Annotated in this window: 23 protein-coding genes and 1 other RNA gene; 8 read left to right on the top strand and 16 right to left on the bottom strand. The window is 64.1% G+C overall.

Going from position 1 to position 19,683, the window contains the following annotated elements; genetic code table 11:
* Window positions 1-18: 18 nt before the first annotated feature.
* The 6 genes from RID11_RS09630 to gatC form a co-directional block, all read right to left on the bottom strand.
* On the bottom strand, window positions 19-525 hold the full coding sequence (locus RID11_RS09630; RefSeq protein ID WP_350138209.1) for a DUF2244 domain-containing protein: 507 nt from the start codon (window positions 523-525) through the stop codon (window positions 19-21).
* Between the two features lie 36 nt (window positions 526-561).
* Window positions 562-961: RNase P RNA component class A (rnpB, locus tag RID11_RS09625), an RNA gene on the bottom strand.
* Window positions 962-973: 12 nt separating this feature from the next.
* Window positions 974-1,606 carry an N-acetylmuramoyl-L-alanine amidase gene (locus tag RID11_RS09620; protein ID WP_350138207.1) on the bottom strand — a complete coding sequence of 211 codons (633 nt, stop codon included), beginning with the start codon at window positions 1,604-1,606 and terminating at the stop codon, window positions 974-976.
* 70 nt (window positions 1,607-1,676) lie between these two features.
* Window positions 1,677-2,393 carry a hypothetical protein gene (locus RID11_RS09615; protein WP_350138205.1) on the bottom strand — a complete coding sequence of 239 codons (717 nt, stop codon included), beginning with the start codon at window positions 2,391-2,393 and terminating at the stop codon, window positions 1,677-1,679.
* 37 nt (window positions 2,394-2,430) lie between these two features.
* Window positions 2,431-3,918 (bottom strand): Asp-tRNA(Asn)/Glu-tRNA(Gln) amidotransferase subunit GatA, encoded by a 1,488-nt coding sequence (gatA, locus tag RID11_RS09610; RefSeq protein ID WP_350138202.1) that lies wholly within the window; start codon window positions 3,916-3,918, stop codon window positions 2,431-2,433.
* Complete coding sequence (gatC, locus tag RID11_RS09605; protein WP_350138199.1) at window positions 3,918-4,205, bottom strand: Asp-tRNA(Asn)/Glu-tRNA(Gln) amidotransferase subunit GatC; 288 nt, start codon at window positions 4,203-4,205, stop codon at window positions 3,918-3,920. The genes gatA and gatC overlap by 1 nt, the downstream gene beginning before the upstream one ends.
* 140 nt (window positions 4,206-4,345) lie before the next feature.
* On the opposite strand from gatC, the gene RID11_RS09600 reads away from it, so the two are divergent.
* Window positions 4,346-5,038: a metal-dependent hydrolase gene (locus RID11_RS09600; protein ID WP_350138197.1), complete on the top strand. Its 693-nt coding sequence runs from the start codon at window positions 4,346-4,348 to the stop codon at window positions 5,036-5,038.
* Between the two features lie 58 nt (window positions 5,039-5,096).
* Here RID11_RS09600 and RID11_RS09595 read toward each other — a convergent pair whose 3' ends face one another.
* Window positions 5,097-5,885, bottom strand: coding sequence for a pseudouridine synthase (locus tag RID11_RS09595; RefSeq protein ID WP_350138194.1), 789 nt, complete (start codon window positions 5,883-5,885; stop codon window positions 5,097-5,099).
* Window positions 5,886-5,949: 64 nt separating this feature from the next.
* Here RID11_RS09595 and RID11_RS09590 point away from each other — a divergent pair, with 64 nt between their 5' ends.
* Entirely contained in the window at window positions 5,950-6,408 is a 459-nt protein-coding gene (locus tag RID11_RS09590; protein ID WP_350138191.1) for a nucleoside deaminase, read from the top strand.
* On the opposite strand, the gene RID11_RS09585 is transcribed toward RID11_RS09590, so the two are convergent.
* From RID11_RS09585 to RID11_RS09570, 4 genes are all read right to left on the bottom strand, one after another.
* A complete protein-coding gene (locus RID11_RS09585) occupies window positions 6,400-7,365 on the bottom strand; it encodes a LysR family transcriptional regulator (protein ID WP_350138189.1) in 966 nt (321 codons plus the stop codon). The two genes, RID11_RS09590 and RID11_RS09585, sit on opposite strands and share 9 nt — an antisense overlap.
* A gap of 5 nt (window positions 7,366-7,370) precedes the next feature.
* Window positions 7,371-7,928, bottom strand: coding sequence for a polyhydroxyalkanoate synthesis repressor PhaR (gene phaR / locus RID11_RS09580; RefSeq protein WP_350138185.1), 558 nt, complete (start codon window positions 7,926-7,928; stop codon window positions 7,371-7,373).
* Between the two features lie 132 nt (window positions 7,929-8,060).
* Entirely contained in the window at window positions 8,061-8,510 is a 450-nt protein-coding gene (locus tag RID11_RS09575; protein WP_350138181.1) for a phasin, PhaP, read from the bottom strand.
* Between the two features lie 142 nt (window positions 8,511-8,652).
* Window positions 8,653-10,458 (bottom strand): PHA/PHB synthase family protein, encoded by a 1,806-nt coding sequence (locus RID11_RS09570; protein WP_350138178.1) that lies wholly within the window; start codon window positions 10,456-10,458, stop codon window positions 8,653-8,655.
* A 108-nt stretch (window positions 10,459-10,566) separates the two neighbouring features.
* Here RID11_RS09570 and phaZ point away from each other — a divergent pair, with 108 nt between their 5' ends.
* A complete protein-coding gene (gene phaZ, locus RID11_RS09565; RefSeq protein WP_350138340.1) occupies window positions 10,567-11,862 on the top strand; it encodes a polyhydroxyalkanoate depolymerase in 1,296 nt (431 codons plus the stop codon).
* Window positions 11,863-11,892: 30 nt separating this feature from the next.
* Here the strand turns inward: phaZ and msrC are convergent, their stop codons facing one another.
* On the bottom strand, window positions 11,893-12,348 hold the full coding sequence (gene msrC / locus RID11_RS09560; RefSeq protein WP_350138175.1) for a free L-methionine (R)-S-oxide reductase MsrC: 456 nt from the start codon (window positions 12,346-12,348) through the stop codon (window positions 11,893-11,895).
* A 443-nt stretch (window positions 12,349-12,791) separates the two neighbouring features.
* Here msrC and RID11_RS09555 point away from each other — a divergent pair, with 443 nt between their 5' ends.
* Window positions 12,792-13,253, top strand: coding sequence for a GNAT family N-acetyltransferase (locus tag RID11_RS09555; protein WP_350138172.1), 462 nt, complete (start codon window positions 12,792-12,794; stop codon window positions 13,251-13,253).
* Window positions 13,254-13,259: 6 nt separating this feature from the next.
* On the opposite strand, the gene RID11_RS09550 is transcribed toward RID11_RS09555, so the two are convergent.
* Window positions 13,260-14,432: a thiolase family protein gene (locus RID11_RS09550; protein ID WP_350138169.1), complete on the bottom strand. Its 1,173-nt coding sequence runs from the start codon at window positions 14,430-14,432 to the stop codon at window positions 13,260-13,262.
* 97 nt (window positions 14,433-14,529) lie between these two features.
* On the opposite strand from RID11_RS09550, the gene RID11_RS09545 reads away from it, so the two are divergent.
* From RID11_RS09545 to ggt, 3 genes are all read left to right on the top strand, one after another.
* Window positions 14,530-14,868, top strand: a complete 339-nt coding sequence (locus tag RID11_RS09545) for an STAS domain-containing protein (RefSeq protein WP_350138167.1) — start codon at window positions 14,530-14,532, stop codon at window positions 14,866-14,868.
* A gap of 50 nt (window positions 14,869-14,918) precedes the next feature.
* Window positions 14,919-15,350, top strand: coding sequence for an ATP-binding protein (locus RID11_RS09540; protein WP_350138163.1), 432 nt, complete (start codon window positions 14,919-14,921; stop codon window positions 15,348-15,350).
* A 231-nt stretch (window positions 15,351-15,581) separates the two neighbouring features.
* Window positions 15,582-17,159: a gamma-glutamyltransferase gene (ggt, locus tag RID11_RS09535; protein ID WP_350138160.1), complete on the top strand. Its 1,578-nt coding sequence runs from the start codon at window positions 15,582-15,584 to the stop codon at window positions 17,157-17,159.
* Between the two features lie 46 nt (window positions 17,160-17,205).
* Here the strand turns inward: ggt and hspQ are convergent, their stop codons facing one another.
* Window positions 17,206-17,532 (bottom strand): heat shock protein HspQ, encoded by a 327-nt coding sequence (gene hspQ, locus RID11_RS09530; RefSeq protein ID WP_050662899.1) that lies wholly within the window; start codon window positions 17,530-17,532, stop codon window positions 17,206-17,208.
* Between the two features lie 189 nt (window positions 17,533-17,721).
* Between hspQ and RID11_RS09525 the strand changes: the two genes are divergently transcribed.
* Window positions 17,722-18,324 (top strand): transglycosylase SLT domain-containing protein, encoded by a 603-nt coding sequence (locus tag RID11_RS09525; protein ID WP_350138157.1) that lies wholly within the window; start codon window positions 17,722-17,724, stop codon window positions 18,322-18,324.
* A gap of 7 nt (window positions 18,325-18,331) precedes the next feature.
* Here RID11_RS09525 and RID11_RS09520 read toward each other — a convergent pair whose 3' ends face one another.
* Entirely contained in the window at window positions 18,332-18,685 is a 354-nt protein-coding gene (locus RID11_RS09520) for a dihydrodipicolinate reductase (RefSeq protein ID WP_350138154.1), read from the bottom strand.
* A 59-nt stretch (window positions 18,686-18,744) separates the two neighbouring features.
* Window positions 18,745-19,563, bottom strand: coding sequence for a 4-hydroxy-tetrahydrodipicolinate reductase (dapB, locus tag RID11_RS09515; protein WP_350138152.1), 819 nt, complete (start codon window positions 19,561-19,563; stop codon window positions 18,745-18,747).
* Window positions 19,564-19,683 lie beyond the last annotated feature (120 nt).

Here is a 19,683-nt window from a genome sequence, read left to right as displayed (position 1 = left end):
CGACAAGGCGTGGCGCGTCTATCCCGCCATCGGCGATGGTGGGCGTAGCGCGTCGCTCAACTCGCCGTAAAGCGCCTTGCGCTCGTCCTCGGACAGGAACGCGCCGATCTCGACCTCGCGGTCGCTGCCCTTGAGGGTGATGTAATGCTCGACCGGGCCGCCCTTGGGGTGCATCTGCACCCGTGCCCAGTAGCGGTTGCAGTCCCATTCCTGCACGTCGCCGCGCGGATTGGTGCGGGTGAGGTGCACCTCGTCCGGGGAGATGACCAATTCCTCGGTCACCCGCGCGCTGCGATAGCTGTGCTCCAGCGCCCACCAGATGCCGCCCACAGCCGCCAGCATGAAGGGCAACAGCCCCCAGAGCACCACCGTTCCCAGAAGCGGATAAAGCGGGATGGTGATCAGTGTGAAGGTGCCCAGCACGAACGCGGCAAAGCCCCGGCGCGGCAGGGACCGGTGCGGCCAGAGCGAAAGGCTGATATCTGGGTCTGCCCCGCGTGGCGGGGTGCTCCATTCATAAGGCATGCCTCGTTTGTAGCCCTTGGGCGGAAAATGAAAAGGGTGCGCGGAGGGCCTGTAAGCCGGATTCTGTCCAGGGGTTGCCCCCTTGGATGACCATTCATCTGGACGCGCGATTACCCGCGCGCCTCAAGCTGCCAACCCGGACCGCCGGGCCAAGACGTGCCTGCGGGCGGTTTCGGTTGCCCGACCGGTCCCCGCGTGCGGTCCCTATTTGGCATTGCTCCCGGTGGGGCTTGCCGTGCCGGTCCGGTTGCCCGTCCCGCGGTGGGCTCTTACCCCACCGTTTCACCTTGACCACGGATCGCTCCGGGGCAGTCTGTTTTCTGTGGCGCTTTCCCTCGGGTTTCCCCGGCCGGGCGTTACCCGGCACCGTTGTCTTGTGGAGTCCGGACTTTCCTCGACACCCCTTGCGGGGCACCGCGGCCATCCGGCCCTCCGCGCGAGGTTCGACTTAGGCGGTCGCGGGGTTCCGGTCAACGGGGAAGCGACGGGCGAGATCGGCGATCATCGCGCAATCCTCGGCGCCAAGCGGCCCGGTGGCGTGGGGGCGAAAGCGCAGGCGGAAGGCGCGCAGGATGTCGTCGGCCGTTACGTCGTCGCGCAAGGCGTAGCCGAAGCGTTCGGCGTCGCGCAGGAAATCCGCCTCCGAGACGCCGCCCGGTGCAGACGTCCCGGGCCAGACCGAGAGCCCCGACCGCGCCAGCCCGCGCCAGTCAAAACGCGGCCCCGGATCGGACTTGCGGGCCGGGGCCATGTCGGAATGGGCGATCACCCGCGCGGGCACGATCTGCCAGCGCTGCATGATGTCCGTCATGAGCCGTTCCAGCGCCGCCATCTGCGGGGCAGGGAACGGGTGCGCGCCGGTATTGGCCAGCTCGATCCCGATGGAGCGGGAATTGACGTCGCTGACATCGCCCCATTGACCGACCCCCGCGTGCCAGGCGCGCATTTCTTCATCGACCATGTGCCAGATGCGGCCCCGCTCGCAGATCAGATAGTGCGCGGAGACCTCTGTCTGCGCGTCACATAGCCGTTGCAGCGCCGCCTCTGGCGTCGCCATCGCGGTGTAATGCAGAACGATCATGTCAGCCGTTGCGCCATTCCGGCGCGGCCCGACATTGGGTGAGGGGTGGGGGATCACCGCAAGCTGCGTCTCAGCCGCCGACCGCGGTCTGGAACGGGCTCGGGTCCCAGTCGCAGGCATAGCCGTCGCCATCGGGGTCAAGGCCGAGGCGGTCACGCTCTGGCCCGCCCCGGCGCAGAAAGTCGATCTGTGCCTGATCCGAGGACGGGTACTGGGCGCAGTTGCGGCGGAACTTGCTTTCGGCGTTGAAGCCACCCCGACTGTAGATCTGCGTGCCCACGGGGTGGCTGTTGGCCAGTGCGTAGGCCACGATATTGGGGCCGACATCGCCGGGGCGAGTGCCGATCGCTTCGGGCTGAATGACCTGATATTGCTCGCGGTTGCGTGCGATACGGGCCGCATCTTCCTCGATCGACCGCTCCGAGCCGACGGCGTCGAAATCGTTTTCCTGCGAGATACCGGCCGAATTGAGCACCGGTGGCGGGTTCGACGGGCTGGCCTGAAGCGGCGCCTCGCCGGAATTGGACGCGGCAAGTGCGGCTTCGGTTTCCGCCGCGAGACGCTCTGCCTCGCTGTCCCCGGTCGCCTGCCCGGTGGCGTCGAGCGGCTCGGACGAGACCGCATCGGGCGCGGGCAGGGCATTGCCCGCGAGCGCCGCCTCGCGCGCCTCTTTCTCGCGCTGATAGTCGTTGTAATCCTTGAAGCCGACGCCCGCGCCGCTGTCAGGGACCGCCGGGGCACAGGCCCCAAGCATCGCCATCGTCACCACTGCAAATGCGATCCGCATCATTGTTATCCTGCCATGTGCCCTTTTGTCGGGGCGTTTACCACCATTTCGCGGGCTTGGCCACAAAGCCCGCCGACTGTTCCAGCGCATAGGCGGTGTTGAGCAGATCGCCCTCTTCCCAGGGCCGCCCGATCAGTTGCAGCCCGAGCGGCAGGCCCTGCTTGTCGGTGCCCGCAGGCACCGCGATGCCCGGCAGACCGGCAAGGTTGACGGTCACTGTAAAGACGTCGTTGAGATACATCTGCACCGGGTCGGCATCGGTCATCTCGCCCAGACCGAAGGCCGCGCTTGGCGTGGCCGGTGTCAGGATGGCGTCGATGCCTGCGGCGAAGACCTCTTCAAAGTCGCGCTTGATCAGGGTGCGGACCTTGCGGGCGCGGTTGTAATAGGCGTCGTAGAACCCGGCCGACAGCACGTAGGTACCGACCATGACCCGGCGCTGCACCTCGTGGCCGAAGCCCTCGGCGCGGGTTTTTTCGTACATCTCGGTGATGCCATCGCCCTGCGCCAATTTTGCCCGGTGGCCATAGCGCACCCCGTCATAGCGCGCGAGGTTCGAGGATGCCTCGGCGGGGGCGATCACGTAATAGGCAGGCAGGGCGTATTTGGTATGCGGCAGGGAAATGTCGCGGATCTCGGCCCCTGCGTCCTTGAGCATCGCGGTGCCCTCGGCCCAGAGTTTCTCGATCTCGTCGGGCATACCGTCCATGCGGTATTCCTTGGGGATACCGATCACCTTGCCCTTGATGTCGCCGGTCAGCATCGACTCGAAATCAGGCACGGGGATATCGGCCGAGGTGCTGTCTTTGGGGTCATGGCCGCACATCGCGCCCAGCATGATGGCGCTGTCGCGCACCGTCTTGGTCATCGGCCCGGCCTGATCGAGCGACGAGGCAAAGGCCACGATCCCCCAGCGCGAGCAGCGCCCGTAGGTGGGTTTGATGCCGGTGATGCCGGTGAAGGCCGCAGGCTGGCGGATTGAGCCGCCGGTATCGGTGCCGGTCGCGGCAAGGCAGAGGTCTGCCGCCACGGCGCTGGCCGAGCCACCGGAGGAGCCGCCGGGGGTCAGCTGTGCCTCGTCATTGCCGCGCCGCCACGGGTTGACGACGTTGCCGTAGCAGGAGGTCTCGTTGGACGAGCCCATGGCGAATTCGTCCATGTTGAGCTTGCCCAGCATGACCGCACCGGCGTCAAAGAGGTTCTGCGTGACGGTCGATTCGTATTCCGGCTTGAAGCCGTCCAGAATGCGGCTCGCGGCCTGTGAGGGCACGCCGCGCGTGCAGAAGAGATCCTTGATGCCCAGAGGAATGCCGCACATCGCGGGGGCATCGCCCTGCGCGATCCGCGCATCCGCCGCCTGCGCCTGTGCGCGCGCCAGGTCCGGTGTGTCATGGACAAAGGCGTTGAGCGCGCCAGCCCCCTGCACCGCCGTCAAGCACGCTTCGGTCAATTCCACGCTGGTCACATCGCCCTTGCGCAGCGCATCGCGGGCATCAGAAATGGTCAGTTTGTTGAGATCGGTCATTATTCAACCACCTTCGGCACGGCAAAGAAGCCCTCGCGCGCATCGGGCGCGTTCGACAGGATCTTGTCCTGCTGATCGCCCTCGGTCACCACGTCCTCGCGGCGCTTCAGGCGCTGCGGAGTGACGGAGGTCATCGGCTCGACACCCGTCACATCCACCTCGCCCAATTGCTCGATAAAGCCGAGGATGGTGTTGAATTCCTCTGCCAGCGCAGGCAGCGCGTCCTCGTCCACGCGGATGCGCGCCAGCTTGGCCACCTTGGCCGCGGTTTCCAGATCGATCGACATGAGCCACTCCTCTTGTCCGGTTGCCCCCGCGTTTAGCGCCCGCGCGATATGGGTGCAAGACGGAGGCGTGGCCCGCACCCCCTTTATTCTGGACGCAGGCTTGCTACAGTCGCGTCAAATCGCAAGAGGGGAGACGACGCATGAATATCATCTGGCTCGGACACAGCTCTTTCCGGATCGAGATCGGCGGTCAGGTGCTGCTGCTTGACCCGTGGCTGAACGGCAACCCGATGCTGCCCGAGGACAGCCACGAGGACGCAACCAGGGGGGCCACGCATATCCTGTTGACGCATGCCCATTTCGATCACGTGACCGACGTTTTGCCGCTGGCGAAAAAGCTGGGCGTGCCGGTGGTCGGCCAGTTCGACCTGATGGCGCATTGGGAGCAGGCCGAGCAGATCGAGACGGTCGGCTTCAACAAGGGCGGCACGGTCGATCTGGAGGGCGTCAAGGTGACAATGGTGCATGCCACCCACTCGACCAGCTTTGGGACCGATGCGGGGCCGCATGTGCCGGGCAGCGAATGTGGCTTCATGATCGCGGGCGAAGGGCATGTGATCTATGTCTCGGGCGATACCGACGTGATGGCCGATATGGGCGTGTTCCACGACCTGCATCAGCCCGATATTGGGATCTTATGCGCGGGCGGGCATTTCACCATGGATATGCGCCGAGCGGGCTATGCGGCGAAGAAATTCTTCGACTTCAAGACCGTGATCCCGTGTCACTACAAGACTTTCCCGATCTTGGAGCAATCGGCGGAGGAGCTGGTCAAGGCATTGCCCGGTGTCGATGTGATCGAGCCCGAAGTGATGACGGCGATCAGTATCTGAGTGCGGAATGGGGGCGCTGCCCCCACGCCCCCGGAATACTTTCGGCAAGATGAAGCCGTCAGCGGCGGCGACGCTGCGGTTTGGGCTTTGGCTTGGCCTCCTGCGGCGCGTCCTCATCCTTCATTCCCAACTGGTCGCGCAGCACGCGGGGGCGGATTTCCTCGACCGCGCCGGGTTTCAGCTGACCCAGCTGGAACGGCCCGTAGGACAGGCGGATCAGGCGGTTGACGACGAGGCCCACCGCCTCCATCGCGCGGCGCACCTCGCGGTTCTTGCCCTCGCGGATCGATACGGAGACCCAGGCATTGGCCCCCTGCTGGCGGTCGAGCGTTACCGTCATCGGCTGGAATTTCTCGCCCTCGATCACCAGCCCCTTGCGCAGCGGATCGAAGGTGGCATCGGTGGGCCGCCCGTTGACGCGGGTGCGGTAGCGGCGCAGCCAGCCGGTCGAGGGCAATTCCAGCTTGCGCTTCAACTCGCCGTCATTGGTCAGCAACAACAGACCCTCGGAATTGAGATCGAGCCGCCCGATGCTCATCACCCGCGGCATGTCCTCGGGCAGATCGTCGTAGATCGTGGGGCGGCCCTGCTCGTCGCGGGTGGTGGTCACGCGGCCCACAGGCTTGTGATAGAGCCAGAGGCGCGCAGGTTCAGGGGCCGCAAGGGCGCGGCCATCGACCACGATCTTGTCCGTTGGCGTGACGTTGAGCGCGGGCGAGGTGATCTTTTGCCCGTTCACGGTGACGCGGCCGGCCTCGATCAGGCGCTCGGCCTCGCGGCGGCTGGCGCGGCCTGCGCGGGCGATGACCTTGGCGATGCGGTCGCCGGGAGGGGTGTTGGTGCTCATGGATCACGCGCATAGCGCAAAGCGGGGGCTTGCGAAAGCGCGGATCGCGGGGCAGAGACAGGTCATGACATTCCGCAGCCACATGGACACCGCCCTGACCGAGGCCCGCGCCGCCGCCGCGCGGGGCGAGGTGCCGGTGGGCGCGGTGGTGGTGGACCCGTCGGGTGCAATCGTGTCCCGGGCGGGCAATCGCACGCGCGAGCTCAGCGATCCCACGGCGCATGCGGAGATCCTCGCGATCCGCGCCGCCTGTGCCGCGCTCGGCTCGGAGCGGCTGGTGGGGCACGATCTCTACGTTACGCTGGAGCCTTGCGCGATGTGCGCGAGCGCCATCGCCGCGGCGCGGATCAAGCGGCTCTATTATGGTGCGGATGATCCGAAATCGGGTGGCGTGGCGCAGGGCGCGCGGGTCTTTGCGCATCCGCAATGCCACCATGTGCCGGAGGTCTATGACGGTATCGGCGGGCGCGAGGCCGAGGCGCTGCTCAGGGCGTTCTTTGCCGCGCGGCGCGGGTCAGAATAGGGTGATGCCCTTGGCCAGAAACGGGTGCTGCCGGATCGCCGGATCGACGATCGTCTCCTGCAGGATCGGCTTGAGTTTTGCGGCCAGCGTTTCGGGCATGTCCTGCAATATGCCCTTGCGCGCGATCACGCTGATGGTGCGGGTGAGCGGGGCCATGGGCAGTTCCAGCACGTCGATCTGATCGGCGAAGCGGCGCGCGCGCATCAGGGCCAGGGGCGTCAGGATCGACCAGCCGGTGCCCTGTCCGACGAGGGCGAGGATGGAATGATAGCTGTCCAGCTCGAACCGGTGTGGCAGGCTGAGATTTTCCCGCGCGAGATGCGACGAGATCAGCCGCCCCATGTAATGGCGCTGCGTGTATTGGATGAGCGGCAGGCGTTTGAGTTGCCGCAGCACGTCGCGGTCGGGCTTGATCACGCCGCGCGGGGCGACCACGGCGAAGCCTTCGCGCAGCACCGGGTGCACCTCGGTCCAGTCGGCAGCGTCGCCCAGTTCGGCGGCGACGATGATATCGAGCGAGCGGGCGTCAAGCTGATCGTAGAGATGATGGCTCGCCCCGGTTTCCAGCAGGAACTGGCAGCCCTTCAATTCTCCGGCCATGTGGGTGAGGAGTTGCGGCGTCACATCCGCCTCGAGATCCTCGATCATGCCGAGGCGAAAGCGGGTCAGCGTCGAGAGATGCGACATCGCGAGTTCGGCGCGCGCCTGTGCGGCCTCGTTGAGAATGACCTGCGCCCGGCGGTGCATGATCTCGCCGGCAGGGGTCAGGCGGATGGGCCGCGCGTTGCGTTGCAGCAGGGTGGCCCCGACCGCGCCTTCGAGGTTGGTGAGTTGCTGGCTGACCGCCGAGGGGCTGGCCCCGAGACGCCGGGCGGCGGCGGAAATCGAGCGTTCGTCGGCGGCGGCCATGAACACCTCTATGCCCCAGAGGGTGATCCGGCCCGGGCTTTCGACCATGGACGTTACTTGCCCATCTTCGACAGCTTGCTCTGCAACTCCGCAAGCTGTTTCTTGATTTCGTCGAGGTCTTCGTCGTCCTGCTGCGCATCGCCGTCGGACTGGGGCGTCGTGCTGCCCATGCGGGGCATTCCGCCGGTCATCGCCTTCATGAACGCCTCTTGCTGGGCGCGCATCGCCTCCATGCCGGGCATTGCGGCGAGCGGATTGGCCTTGGTCATGTTCTCCAGCATCTTGGATTGCCCGTCGCGCAGCATCTCAAAACTGGCGGCGAGGAATTCCGGCACCACGCTGGTGGCCTGCGTGGTGTAGCTGCGCACGAGGTCGTTGAGCACGTTGATCGGCAATACGCTTTCGCCGCGACTTTCATGCTCGGCGATGATCTGGAGCAGGTATTGCCGGGTCAGGTCATCGCCGGATTTCAGGTCGATGATCTGAACCTCGCGGCCGTCGCGGATGAATTCGGCGATATCCTCCAGCGTGACGTAATCGGAGGTCTCGGTGTTATAGAGCCTGCGACTGGCGTAGCGTTTGATAAGCAACGGTTTCTGGGTGTCGGCCAAAGGATGTCCCTCCCGAGGAATGCGGCTGCAGCACAGAGTAGACGCATGTGCAGAAAAAAGAAAGGGCGAGCCTTTCGGCTCGCCCTTGGCAGTCCATGCCCCTAGGGAGGGGACGGGGCATGTATGCTGCTATCACTTGGCTGCGGCGGTCGCTTTCTGCGTCGCTGCGGTCACGTCGTCGGATGCTTTCTTGACAACCTTGGTGGCGTCTTCCTGCATGGTCTTGCCTGCAGCCATCATCAGTTCGACGGTTTCCATCTGAACCTTCTTCGCGATTTCGGCGAAGGCGGCCATGTTCTCGGCAGCCACTTCGGCGTTGGCCGATGCGAAATCGGTCATCGACTTGGCGTAGTCGGCGGGCTCTGCCTTGGCTTTCGCCATCTCGGACATCTTGGCCAGAGTTTCCTTGGCCCATTTGTTCGAGATTTCAGCCGACTGCTCGGCCGCGGTCAGGGCGACGCCGGACAGCTTCTCGTTGAGGGTTGCCTGGTTCTTGAACGCGTCTTCCATCGCCTTGGTGTCGACGGGGAATGCGCCCATGACGTCTTTGAACATCGCGGTGAAATCTTGGGTCTTGGCCATTGGTAAAGTCCTCTCGGGTTTAGCGGGGTGATCCGCTGTTCTCTGCAACTGAGAGGAATATACGTGCTGCAGTGCAGCATTTCAAGATGTTTTTCTGCATTGCAGCATTTTTGAGTGACCCAAGGTCAGGAACCCATGAAAATCAGGTGGTTGCCTTTTTTTGCACATAGGTGCCGGGGGCCGGGGCAAGGGCGGGATGCTCCGAATCGCCGGGTTCACGGGCCGCGACCATCTTGCCGGAGCGCTTGGCGAGCCATGCCTCCCAACGCGGCCACCACGAGCCTTCGTTATAGGTGGCGTTCGCCATCCATTCATCCGCAGTGCCGCTCAGATCGTCATTGGTGTAATGGCCGTATTTCTTTTTCGAGGGCGGATTGACAATACCGGCGATATGGCCGGATTCGGACACGATGAAGGTCCGATCCTTGGAGCCGGTCTGCTGAAAACCGCGATAGCAGTCCTTCCAGGCGGCGATATGGTCGCTTTCGCAGGTCACCGACATCAGCGGGATCTTGACGTCGCTGATATGCAACCGCTCACCGCAGAGATCAAAGCCGCCGGTCACGAAATCGTTGCTCTGACACAGCCCGCGCAGGTATTGCACGGTCATCCGTCCGGGAAGGTTGGCGCCGTCGCCGTTCCAGTAGAGCAGGTCGAAGGCGGGTGGTGCCTCGCCCATCATGTAGCTGCGCACGGCGGGCTGATAGATCAGATCGCGCGAGCGCAGGAACGACATGGTGCGCCCCATGATGAAGGAGCGCAGCATGCCTTGTGCGGCCACTTCCTCCTCGATCCCGTCGATGAAATCGTCCTGCAGGAAGGGGGTGAATTCGCCCTGTTCGGCAAAATCGGTAAGGGCGGTAAAGAAGGTGGCCGATTTGACCGACTTGTCGCCGCGTTTGGCCATCAGCGACAGCGTCAGGTGCAGCGTGGTGCCCGCGATGCAATAGCCCACGGCGTTGACCTGCTTTTGGCCGGTGATCGCCTTGGCCTCGCGGATCGCGGTCAGAAAGCCCTCGTCGATATAGTCCTCCATGCCGACATCGGCATGGCTGGCATCGGCATTGACCCAGCTGACCACGAACAGGGTATAGCCCTGATCGGTGATCCATTTGATCATGCTGTTCTGCGCCTTGAGGTCGAGAATGTCGAACTTGTTGATCCAGGGCGGAAAGATCACCAGCGGGATGGCGTGTACCTGTTCGGTGGTGGGGCTGTATTGAATAAGCTCCATCATGCGATTGCGGTAGACCACCTCGCCGGGGGTGGTGGCGATGTTGGTGCCCAGCTCGAATGCCTTGTCATCGGCCAGACGCACGACCAGCTCGCCATTATTGGCCTCCAGATCGGCAATCAGGTTCTCCATCCCCTTCACGAGGCTTTCGCCCTCGGTCTCGATCGCGCGTTCCAGCGCATCGGGGTTGGTGCCGAGGAAATTGGTGGGTGACATCATGTCGATGATCTGATGCGCGAAGTAGTCCAGCCTGCGGCGGTCCTTGGCGGGGAGGTCCTCGTCGATATCTTCCAGCGCTTGCTCGATCGCCTGTGCGTTCAGGGCGTATTGACGCTTGATGTATTTGAAATAGGGGTGCGAGGTCCATAACGGGTTGGCGAAGCGCTTGTCGCCCGCCAGCGGATCGGGCTCGTCATCCGTCTCGGCCACCTCGCCGCGCACCAGCATCTGTTGCGCCTCCATGAAGTGGCGCACGGATTTCCCCCAGTACTCAAGTTGCTGCTCGTAGATCTTGCCGGGGTTTTCGAACATTTCGGTCCAATAGGACGAGGCCGCCTTGGAAAACAGCTCTTGCGAGGGGGCGTTCAATGTCGGATTGGCGGGCTTGCGCGCCGCGAGTGCCTGTACGAGTCGCTGTGACAACTGCTCGACCTTGGCGAGATTTTCATTCAGCTTTTCAACGTTCTCGCCTGCGACATCGTCATGCGTTGTCATTTCAATCATTTCCCCTTAACATTTTCTGCTATGCAGCATATCGTCGCCAAGGCCGGAGGGGCAGTGCGGCGAATGGAACCGGGTGCCCACCCGAAACAGGAGACGAATATGCGCTACATGGCCACCTACGATCTGATGGAATCCCTCCGCAATGCCAACCAATGGCTGGGAGCCTCCGCCCTCTCCATGGCATCCTATCCGATGTTCAGCATGGTGCCAAACCCTGCGTTGCAATGGATGGCGGCCTGGGGCGAGGTGACGGAACGCAGCTTTCAACGGATGACTGCCAAGCCCGACTGGGGTATTCGAACCTTTACCCACGAGGACGGGCGCGATCACCTTGTGACGATCGAAACCGTGGTCTCGCGGCCGTTTGGTGATCTGATCCATTTCAACGTGTCGGGGCGCGAGGAACAGGCGCGCAAGGTGCTGCTCGTGGCACCGATGTCGGGCCATTATGCGACGCTGCTGCGCTCGACCGTGAAGTCGCTGATGGTCAATTGCGAGGTCTACGTCACCGATTGGCATAATGCGCGCGACATTCCCGTGTCTGAGGGCAAGTTCGATATCGAGGATTACACCCTCTATCTTGTCGATTTCATGAAGGAACTGGGCCCCGATATCAACGTCATCGCCGTCTGTCAGCCCGCGCCGCTGACGCTGGCCGCGACCGCCTATCTCGCCGAACTCGACCCCGAGGCGCAGCCGCGCACGCTGACGCTGATCGGCGGCCCCATCGACCCTGATGCGACGCCCACCGATGTGACCGATTTCGGGCGCCGTGTGACCATGGGCCAGCTGGAAGAGACGATGATCCAGCGCGTCGGCTTCAAGTACAAGGGGGTGGGCCGTCAGGTCTATCCCGGCCTGCTGCAACTGGCCTCTTTCATGTCGATGAACGCAGAACGGCACGCCAAGGCCTTTACCGACCAGATCCTTCGCGTAAGCCAGGGCGATGCCAGCGATCATGACGCGCATAACCGGTTCTACGACGAATATCTCGCGGTCATGGACATGCCGGCCGAGTTCTATCTCTCGACCGTGGAGCGGATCTTCAAGGGGCTTGAGATCGCGCAGAACCGCTTTGTCGTCGATGGTCATCCGGTCGATCTGGGCAAGATCACCGATGTCGCGGTCAAGACCGTCGAAGGCGGCAAGGATGATATTTCCGCGCCCGGGCAATGCGTCGCCGCGCTGGATCTCTGCACCGGGCTGCCCGACAGCATGAAGGCCAGCTACCTGGAGCCTGAGGCGGGCCATTACGGTATTTTTGCCGGTCGGTCCTGGCGCAACAACATCCGCCCGCTGGTGCTCGATTTCATCGACGCGAATGCCGGGCGCAAGAAAGGCACGCGCAAATCCGCGCCGAAGCCTGCCAACCGGAACGTCGCCGCCAACGGCTGAGGCGATCCGGCGGGGCCGGTCAGGGGCCTCTCACACGCTGCAAAAGACCTGTGACAGGATGCGGGCCAAATGGTCCGCATCCTGTTGCGTGAAGGCGCCGGGCTGATCACTGTCGATATCGAGCACCGCGATCAGCGCGCCCGCGCCGTCGCGCACCGGCAGCACGATCTCTGACCGGGTCGAGGAGGCGCAGGCGATATGGCCGGGAAAGGCGTCGACGTCATCGACGATCTGCACCTCGCCGGTGCGCGCCGCTGCCCCGCAAACGCCGCGCGCGAACGGGATCGTCAGGCAGCCATGGCCGCCCTGATAGGGCCCGATCTTAAGCATCCCGGGCGCGGTGACGCGGTAGAATCCGGTCCAGTCGAAGCGGTCATCGGCGTGGTGCAATTCGCAGACCACGGTCGCCATCAGCGCGACGGTGTCGGTCTCGCCCTCGGTCAGGGCGGCGATGGTCCTGGTGATGCTGTCGTAATCAATCGTCATGGCCGCGATATGCCACGGTGCGCAGGCGGAGGCCAGACCCCTTGCGGTGTGCCCGGTGCGTCCCGGTGGGTTGCGGTGGGAGTGGAGGGCGTCGCGTGCCAGGAGAGGATTGGAAGTGTTGGCCTGGAGCGGACTTAGTACCCCGTCAGAAGGTGCCGCGCGATCGCAGGGCCGGGGACTGGCGATGCAACGGTCGTGGCGGGCACTTTATCCCGGCAAAATCCGTACAGCCCCAACACGTTGCGCAAGCCCTCAAATCGCCAGGCCGCGGGACGGCCCGGCGATCGCGCGGCACCTTCGGTGCGTTTCGCGCGGGATGCGTCAACGGCTGCTCAAGGCCATGACCTCCAAAGCTTCGCAAGGGTGCGCCCCGCTTGCATCTCTCTCGCCTCTCGTGGCAGTCCCCTGTCCCGACACCGAATCCCGCTCCAAGGAGAGACCCAATGTCCCGGCTCACCCTGCACCGCAATCACACGCGCGATCTGTCCCCACTGGCCCGCCTGCTGGCTGACCCTGACGATCTGGCGCTCGTCAATCCGCATGCCGCGCAGCCCTTCGACCCCGGTGAATGGGCGATGAAATGGGTGGGCGAGCGTGACGACGAGACCTTCTACCTGCTCGACCACGAGGGCCGCGAGGTGGGCTTTTTCGCGCTGCGCGTCGGCATCGGGCCGGAGGTGCGCCACCTCACCTATGTCTTCGTCGAGGAACGCATGCGCGGCGGCACAGGCGAGGAACTGGCGCGGCTGGCCGAGACTGCCGCCCGCGATCTCGGCGCGCTCTCGATCACGCTCAAGGTCGAACTCGACAACGAGCCTGCCCTCAACCTCTACCGCAAGGCGGGGTACGAGGAACTCTCGCGCCGTGGCGGCATGGCCACGATGCGGCGCGATCTGGACGGCTAGACGCTCTCAGACCCGCTCGATGGCGATGGCCGTGCCCTCGCCGCCGCCGATGCAGATGGCGGCGATGCCGCGCGTGAGATCGCGCCTTTCCAGCGCATTGAGCAGCGTCACCATGATCCGCGCGCCGGACGCCCCGATCGGATGCCCGAGCGCGCAGGCCCCGCCGTTCACGTTCACGCGCTCGCGCGGCAGACCCATCTCGTGCATGAAGGCCATGGGCACCACGGCGAAGGCCTCGTTGACCTCCCACAGATCGACATCCTCGATCCCCCAGCCCAGCCGCTTGAGCAGCTTTTGCGCAGCAGGCACGGGCGCGGTGGTGAACCAGCCGGGCGCTTGCGCGTGGCTGGCATGACCCAGAATGCGGGCGCGGATGTTGAGCCCTTGCGCCTGCGCCGCCTCGCGCGAGGCCAGCACCAATGCGGCCGCCCCGTCGCTGATCGAGCTTGAATTGGCCGCCGTCACGGTACCGCCCTCGCGAAAGGCGGGCTTGAGCTGCGGGATCTTTTCGGGCCGTGCCTTGGCGGGCTGCTCATCGGCGGAGATCACCACCTCGCCCTTGCGGGTTTTCAGCGTGACCGGCGCGATCTCGCCCTCGAACGCCCCGGATGTCTGCGCGTCGAGCGCGCCCTGCAGCGAGCCGATGGCGTAGTCGTCCTGCGCCTCGCGGGTGAACTGATACTTCTCGGCGCAATCTTCGGCGAAGGTGCCCATCAGGCGGCCCTTGTCATAGGCATCCTCGAGCCCGTCGAGGAACATGTGATCGACCGTGCGGCCATGCCCCAGCCGTGCGCCGCCGCGCATCGCGGGCAGCAAGTAAGGCGCGCAGGACATCGATTCCATGCCGCCTGTGATCATCGTCTCGGCATGGCCAAGCGCGATCTGGTCAAAGCCCATCATCGCGGCCTTCATGCCCGACCCGCACATCTTGTTGAGCGTGGTGGCGGGCACCTCTTCGCCGAGGCCGCCCAGAAACCCGGCCTGTCGTGCCGGGGCCTGGCCCTGTCCTGCGGGCAACACGCAGCCCATCAGCACCTCGTCGACCGTTGCCGCGCGCGCATCATTGAGCGCCGCCGCAATCGCAGCACCGCCCAGAACCGGGGCCGCGACGCCATCGAAATCGCCCTGAAATCCGCCCATCGGGGTGCGCGCCGCCCCGGCGATCACAACCTCTTTCATTTCGCATCCTCCCACTGAATTCCTGTGCCTGAATACCGGATGGTAACGAATCAGGTCTAGCGTGCCCTGTATTACTACGTATCATCCCGGAGGCAGTATGGATCTCGCGACCACCCCTTATCCTGACATGACGATCATCACGGTCAACGCCGGGCGTATAGATGCCGCCGCCGCCATCGCTTTCAAGGACGCGATGCGGGCTGCCGTGGCGGATGGGCCTGCGCGTGTCGTGCTTGACCTGTCGCATGTCACCTTTGTGGACTCGAGCGGGCTCGGGGCGATTGTCGCGGCGATGAAGCATCTTGAGGCGGGGCGCAGGCTAGACCTTGCAGGGCTGACCCCGGACGTGGCCAAGGTGTTCCGGCTGACCCGGATGGACACCATCTTTACCATTCATCCCGATCTCGACCGGCTGATCCCCCGCGCGACCGGGTGATGACGCGTGGCCATATCGACCACTACAGGACCCGGAGACGTACCCAGATCATGGCAGAGACCATCCGCGTCGAGTGTATCGCCACCCAGAGCGCCGTGCGCGATCTGCTGGTCGGCCTTCGGACGTGGCTGCGGGCCGCGAACCTGTCGGAGGAAAACTGCGGCACGGTCGAGATCGCCCTTGCCGAGGCGCTGAACAATGTCGTGGAACATGCCTACCCGGCGGATATGCCGGGCGATATCGCGCTCGATCTTGCGCTGACTGACGCCTGCCTGCGCTGTGAGTTGCGCGATCAGGGGGCGGCGTTGCCGGGCCTTGTTCCGCCCGATAGCGGCCTGCCGCCTATCGACGGCCCGCGCGAAAGCCTGCCGGAAGGGGGATTTGGCTGGTCACTGATTCGCACCCTGACCAGCCGTCTGAGCTATGAGCGCCGCAACGGCGAGAACCGTCTGACGCTGGAATTCAACCTTAACCCGGCCTGATTCAATCTATAGGGGCGCATGCCGCATTATCACCTCAATCCGGGCAAACTGGTGCCGCACGGCCCCGCCATAACAAGCCTTGTAGCTGCATATGGCTTCCCTCGACGTCGTGCGTAATTGCCCCCACCCAGTGCGCGGCGTCGAGGTCTTTCCCCCTTCTTCAGTTCGGACGATTGGCAAAGCGCGCGATAGGTCCTAATGTCTGCCCCATTCAAAAGATGAGGCAACGACATGCGCGACTTTCACCTGCCGGGCCGCTCGGCCACCTATGCCACGAACGGGATGTGCGCCACGTCTCATCCGCTCGCGGCCAAGACCGCCATCGACATCCTCGAACGTGGTGGCAACGCCATGGACGCCGCGATTGCCGGTGCGGTTCTGCTGGGCATTTGCGAGCCGCAGATGACCGGCATCGGCGGCGATTGTTTTGTGTTGTTCAACACCCCCGGTGACCAGGCTGTGAATGCGCTCAACGGCTCGGGCCGCGCGCCTGCCGGTGCCTCGGCTGCGGCCCTGCGCGCCGAAGGCCATAATGTCATCCCGCTCCGCAGCACGCATGCTGTCACCGTTCCCGGGGCCATCGATGCCTTTTGCCAGTTGAGCGCCGATCACGGCACGCTGGGGCTGGATGCGCTGCTTGACCCTGCGATCCGCTATGCCGAAGAGGGCGTGCCGGTGGCCCCGCGCGTGGCGTTCGACTGGCCGACGGCAGGTCAGGCGCTTCAGGCGCATGGGCGCGCGCATTTCATGCCGACGGGCAGCGCGCCACGGGTGGGCGACATGTTCCGCGCGCCCGGTCAGGCCGAGGTGCTGCGCCGCGTGGCCCGCGATGGCCGCGCCGCGTTCTACGACGGCGAGGTGGCCGAGGATATTCTGGCTGCGCTCAACGCGCTTGGCGGTGTGCATCAGGCGCAGGATTTCGCCGCGCAGCGTTGCGACTATACCACGCCGGTGAGCGGCGATTACAAGGGTGCCAATCTGGTCGAACATCCGCCCAACGGGCAGGGGGCCACGGCGATCCTGCTGCTCAATATCCTCAAGCATTTCGACATCGCTGGGATGGACCCGATGGGCGCCGAGCGCTTGCATATCGAGGCCGAGGCGACCAAGCTGGCCTATGACGCGCGCAACCGGTTTATCGCTGATCCGGACCATACCGCGCGGCTGGATCACATGCTGTCAGCGGAGACCGCAAAGCAGCTGGCCGCGCTGATCGACCCAAAGCGCGCGATGGAGGCCGCGGCCCCGCTGAGCGAGCAGGTGCATCGCGATACCGTCTACATCACCGTGGTGGACAAGGACCGCATGGCCGTTTCACTGATCTACTCGATCTTCCACGGCTTCGGCTCGGGCATCGCATCGGAAAAATTTGGCGTCCTGCTGCAAAACCGGGGTGCGGGTTTTACGCTGGAGGAGGGCCACCCCAATGAATTGGGAGCTGGCAAGCGCCCGATGCACACGATCATTCCGGGGATGTTGACCGAAGGTGGACGCGTGACCATGCCCTTCGGCGTGATGGGCGGCTCTTATCAGTCGACGGGACATGCGCGCATGGTGTCGAACCTGCGCGATTTCGGGATGGATGTGCAGACGGCCATCGACGCACCGCGCGCCTTTGCTGATCACACCGGGCTGAAGGTCGAGCGCGGTTTCGCGCCGGAGGTGGCGCAGGCGCTGACCGATCTGGGCCACAAGGTTTATGATCCGCCCGAGGCGATCGGTGGCGCGCAGGCGATCTATATTCACGACAATGGCGTGCTGGAGGGTGGCAGCGACCCGCGCAAGGATGGCTGCGCTCTGGGGTATTGAGGGTGCAGGGTCGGTGTCTGGTGGGCGCAAACCCACCACCCCGGCTTTAGTTCAACTGGAAATGCAGCGGGTAATGCCCGTCCTCGAACGGTCCGAACAGATCGGGGATGTCCGGGTGATCCACAGGCTCGCCCGAATAGTCGGCCACGAGGTTTTGTTCGCTCACATAGGCGACGTAATAGCTTTGCTCGTTCTCGGCCAGCAGGTGATAGAACGGCTGTTCCTTCGAGGGGCGGCTGTCCTCGGGTATCGAGGCATACCACTCCTCGGTATTCGAGAACTGGGGGTCAACGTCAAAGATCACACCGCGAAACGGGTGTTTCTTGTGACGGACCACCTGGCCCAAGTGATATTTCGCGCGTGTTTTAATCATAACGAGTGTGCCCCTATCACACATACTAGACGGTGCAAGGCCGGTTTGTCCAATCATCGGCTGAAACATGGGGGAAACAGTCTGTGAACCGCACCGGGACAGACCGCCGCGGCGCGATGCGTGAATTCGTGATTCCCCCCGGCCCGCGTTTCCGCTAAACTTGGCAAAAAAGAAGAAAGCGAGAGGCAAATGAGCAGAAGTCTTCGCGCTTTGGTCGTATTCTTGCTGCTGTCCTCCTGTGGCGGTGGAACGGGTTACGGTACGGCCCCGCGCAATCTCGATAACGCCTGTGCGATCCTCGCGGAGCGGCCCGAATACGTGCGCGCGTTCAACGCGTCGGCGCGTCGATGGGGCGTGCCCGCGCATGTGCAGATGGCAACGATCTACCAGGAAAGCAAATTCATCAGCGACGCGCGCACGCCGTTTCGCTGGTCGCTCGGCGTGATCCCGACCGGGCGGGTCAGTTCGGCCTATGGCTATAGTCAGGCACTCGACGGCACTTGGGACGAGTATAAGCGCGAGACCAACCGCTTTGCCGCACGGCGCAGCGATATTCATGACGCGGCGGATTTCATCGGCTGGTACATGGCAAAATCCACAGAAAGTCTGGGGATTTCGCCGCTGGATGCGCGCAATCAGTATCTAGCTTATCACGAAGGGCGCACCGGCTTTTCGCGCGGTAGCTATAATGGCAAGCCGTGGCTGTTGCGGGTCTCGGGCGAGGTTGGTGAGCGCGCGACGCGTTACCGCGCACAGCTCGGCACATGTTCTCAGGGGCGCGGTCTGGTCTGAGACCGCGTCACTCCAGATAGAGATCGGCGTATCGGCCGCTGCCTTGATCGGAGATGAAACGCAGCTTGTTGCCTTGCAGGCGCACGGCTTGGCAGTTTGGGCCGAGATTGGTGCTGCCCCAGTAGAGATCGCGGCAGAAATAATCGCCGTTCCATTTCCATGCCCCGGTCACGTCGCGGCCAAAGGCGCGCCCCTTGATCTCGCCCTCGGGAGTGACGTTGAGCGAAATGCCAAAGCGCGTCAGGTCGCGATCCTTGATCAGCGATACAAACCGCGCGCGGTCTGTGATGTTGTTAAAGCCCTCTGCGACCGTCGGGCCGGCAAGGCCTAGACACAAAATGGAAATTAGTACGGCACGCATATCACAAACCCTCACACTAGGTAATTTGTAGCGAATTACGTTTGAGAACCGGATCTGGATCAGTTGTCGTTCAGGCCGAGCACGTCGATCATGTCGTATTGCCCCGGCTTGCGCCCCTGGCCCCAGAGCGCAGCCTTGAGCGCGCCGCGTGCGAAGACCGCGCGGTCGGTGGCGATATGGCGCAGCACGATGCGCTCTCCGGCGGCGGCAAAGATCACGTCATGCTCGCCCACGATATCGCCGCCACGAATGGCGGAAAACCCGATATGGCCGCGCTCGCGCTTGCCGGTGATGCCGTCGCGGGCGCGGTCGGTGACATGATCGAGCAGCACGCCGCGCCCGTCGGCCGCCGCCTCGCCCAGCATGAGAGCGGTGCCCGAGGGCGCATCGACCTTCTGATTGTGATGCGCCTCGACGATCTCGATGTCGAAATCCTCATCCAGCGCCTGTGCCACCTTTTTCGTCAGTTGCGTCAGCAGATTTACGCCGAGCGACATGTTGCCCGCCCGCACGATCACCGCATGACGCGCGGCGGCCTCGAGCTTTTTCAGGTGGCTGTCGTCGAACCCTGTGGTGCCGATGACATGCACCACCCGGGCCTGCGCGGTCAGGGTCGCCATCTCGACCGTCGCGTCGGGTGCGGTAAAGTCGATCACCGCATGCGCACCCGCCACCAGTTCCAACGGGTCGTCGCTGACCGTGACACCTAGCTCGGCGCCGCCCATGGCCGCGCCCACATCCTGCCCTATCCAGCCATGACCGGGCCGCTCGACGGCCCCGATCAGACGCGCGCGCGGGCTGTCGCTGACTGTGCGGATCAGCATCTGCCCCATCCGCCCCGAGGCCCCGGTGATCACGATACCCGGCAATTCGCTCATCGCTGACCGCTCCCTTGTCTGGCGTTTCGGGATGCATAGCGCGCAGGCGCAGGCGCGGCAAGACGCGCGCGGCATTGATCTTGCGGGCGATTCTCGCGCATATGTTGGCAACGCTTTCAG

The sequence above is a fragment of the Roseovarius sp. genome (assembly GCF_040219995.1).
Classification (GTDB): domain Bacteria; phylum Pseudomonadota; class Alphaproteobacteria; order Rhodobacterales; family Rhodobacteraceae; genus Roseovarius.
Note: the sequence above shows the minus strand (reverse complement) of the source record. Positions and strands in the feature narration are given on the sequence as shown.